At 38.0% G+C, this 2,559-nt stretch carries 4 protein-coding genes; all 4 read right to left on the reverse strand.

The window, feature by feature from the left end; translation table 11 throughout:
• Positions 1 to 289 precede the first annotated feature (289 nt).
• Positions 290 to 805, reverse strand: coding sequence for a hypothetical protein (locus DFP95_RS28510; RefSeq protein WP_115996071.1), 516 nt, complete (start codon positions 803 to 805; stop codon positions 290 to 292).
• A 293-nt stretch (positions 806 to 1,098) separates the two neighbouring features.
• Positions 1,099 to 1,344: a hypothetical protein gene (locus DFP95_RS28515; RefSeq protein ID WP_115996072.1), complete on the reverse strand. Its 246-nt coding sequence runs from the start codon at positions 1,342 to 1,344 to the stop codon at positions 1,099 to 1,101.
• A gap of 127 nt (positions 1,345 to 1,471) precedes the next feature.
• Positions 1,472 to 1,960 (reverse strand): DinB family protein, encoded by a 489-nt coding sequence (locus tag DFP95_RS28520; RefSeq protein ID WP_115996073.1) that lies wholly within the window; start codon positions 1,958 to 1,960, stop codon positions 1,472 to 1,474.
• A 62-nt stretch (positions 1,961 to 2,022) separates the two neighbouring features.
• A complete protein-coding gene (locus DFP95_RS28525; protein WP_115996074.1) occupies positions 2,023 to 2,364 on the reverse strand; it encodes an HAD family hydrolase in 342 nt (113 codons plus the stop codon).
• Positions 2,365 to 2,559 lie beyond the last annotated feature (195 nt).

A 2,559-nucleotide genomic window follows, 5' to 3' on the forward strand; every position in this document is an offset into this window, starting at 1 on the left:
TGTAATCATTCCGCTGATCCACCACGTAATAGCCAGACTCCAACTAAATCCGCCCGTGCCGTAATTCCCAAGGATGATACCCGAGAAAACCCCTGCAATGATGAAAAATATAGCCAATCCATTCAGCAGTCTGACCATTTCATTACTCCTTACATGAAAATATATCCTCGCCAATGGACTCAGGGCATCCGGCGTAGATGTAGTTCGATTGTATCCGTTAGTTCAATGAAAATAATGGAGCTACCATTTGGCGAACTCACCATGTTGTGTTTTATAATCCTTACTTCACTTATAATTCAAGGGACTCAATTGTTGTAAAAATTCTTGTGTAGACATCCTCAATATTGTGTTCATTTTCTTTATCGTTGTATAAACCATAACCCCAATGCTGATGTTCATTGCCAGATTGAAAGTAGCCTATAGCATAGTTATCCGATGAAAGATCAGGAACTTCATCGTAAGACAACTCTTCGTTTATAAAAGGGAGATATGATTTCTTAGACTCCATAAAGAAGATAGGAATACCCGCATTGATGTATTCTTTTGCATATTTTTGGTTTGCAGCTTCAGTTAGGTGTTCCTTCATAATGAAAATAGCATCAAAATTAGGATAGAGATTCTGATCCTCTAACTGGCTAAAAGTTGTTTTCTTGAAGTTCACATTCTTTTCTCTTGTAGTCGGAGCATCGCCAATAACGCCAATAACTAAAGTTTTGCCTTCATAGCGAGGCGTATCGATTGTATCGGAGTTACAACCCGCTAATACAAAACAAATAATAATAAGGATCATTGAGATTCTATTCATAATGCAACTCCTTTCATCACTACATTACCAAACTATGAAATCTAAGCATGTTCTAGGCTAATCTCCCGTTAGGCCATTCTTGCAGTGTAAGAACATCAATGCACCACAGAGAATGAAAGTTATTGCGTTCTTTCATGGTAGTTGAATCAAAAAGGATCAGGCAGTTGCGATCTGATCCTTTGAACTATCGTGACCCGTTAGCGTAACAATTTAGTTTTGTTGCATTAAAAGGTGATAACTCCTTATTTAAATTGCTCATCATATTCTTTTGGATTTGAAATATTGTTCTGAATTTAAAACTCAGCCATTTGCTTTATCATTATTAAAGTGTCATGTTCGTTAATTCCGTGCACTTCTAAATGTGATACTTCCTCAAGTCCTCCAACTTTTTGTATTGAATCTGCTAGCAAGTCTACAGTAACTGTTATAATTTTTTTACCTTTATATTTCACAATTGCTTTAACTAGTTGTTTTTCTAAATCAACATGAGTATATTCTGTCTTCAAACCAATTGGTCTATATTGAGCATAGCCTGTCATTATCAACTACCTCCAGTCGTAGTATATTATTACCTTTATTGCATAAATCCTGTTATCATTCAACTTTGTATATTAATAAACAATGAAGGAGCTGCCACGAAGCAAGCTCCTCCATTATCGTGTCTCGTTAGCTTAACAACTTCGGTCTGATGAGATCTTTGCCAATAACATTTGCTGACACAGGCTTTTTGCCAACTTCTCTAGCCCAAACCGATAGTTGACCAATATGGTGGATTTCATGTGCGATTATGTGACGCATTACTTCACCCCACGCATCGACGGCCATTTTCCCGTCCGGTTGGGGATCGTAGAATGGGCGGGTCTCCATACCTACGTCCCAGGAATGCACAAACGGTTGCACTTCAAGCCGGAACGCAGCATCCAGGTTGCGGACTTTCTCCAAACTATTGTAACTATCAAAACCTTCTTGAAAATCTGATTTCCCCTGCAGGGAACGAATCCAACTCCACTCCACATCGATAATGTGAAAAAGAGTATGCAAAATCCCTCCGACTCCACCTGTACGAATACGAAGCAGTTCCTCCTCCGGTACGTCCTCACACCACCGGTACCATTCTTCCCTGACCAACCAATTGTAACGGAACATAATTTGCATGATACTTCTCCGCTTCTTTCACAATTTAATAAAAGCTTACTATTCTGTTGAACAAATTCCTTTTAGCTTAACAACATTTTTCTTATTTCTGTCCAACTGTTTACTCTTTTGATTCGTGGATGATGGCAGTTTTGATTATATGGTTTATCAAGTAACATAACGTCTATTCCAGCATCAGCAATATAGACAGCATGTTCAGGATTATCCTTTTCATTAATCCATTTAACAGCCGAATGCATCCATTCAAGTGGTCTGCTTGTCATAACAGATATTTTTGAATCACGCCCCAGCTCTTCAATATTTTCAGAAATCAAATTTTTCCCGGTTAGTTCATTGAGCAATTCTACTATGGAACTTCTCATGTCAACGAGTGTATCGTCGAAATCTAAGCCAATATGATTCATGCGATCTCATCTCCACTTCAAATTCAACCTTTATATGTATTCCGTATGTCATTCCTTTATCCTCCCTCTATGGAGAATCACTTTTCTTTTGAATGCTCGATGTATCTTAGGTTTATGATTTAATTCATTCAGTGCAGACGACTTCATTTTGGAATCAAGTTGAAATCAAAGAAAATGTTGGGGGCAAGAAAAGTG

Source organism: Cohnella lupini, from assembly GCF_003386205.1.
GTDB lineage: Bacteria > Bacillota > Bacilli > Paenibacillales > Paenibacillaceae > Cohnella > Cohnella lupini.

Coding starts and splice junctions, on each gene's coding strand:
- DFP95_RS28515 (WP_115996072.1), bottom strand. CDS start 1,344: ATGACAGGCTATGCTCAATATAGACCAATTGGTTTGAAGACAGAATAT.
- DFP95_RS28525 (WP_115996074.1), bottom strand. CDS start 2,364: ATGAATCATATTGGCTTAGATTTCGACGATACACTCGTTGACATGAGA.
- DFP95_RS28520 (WP_115996073.1), bottom strand. CDS start 1,960: ATGCAAATTATGTTCCGTTACAATTGGTTGGTCAGGGAAGAATGGTAC.
- DFP95_RS28510 (WP_115996071.1), bottom strand. CDS start 805: ATGAATAGAATCTCAATGATCCTTATTATTATTTGTTTTGTATTAGCG.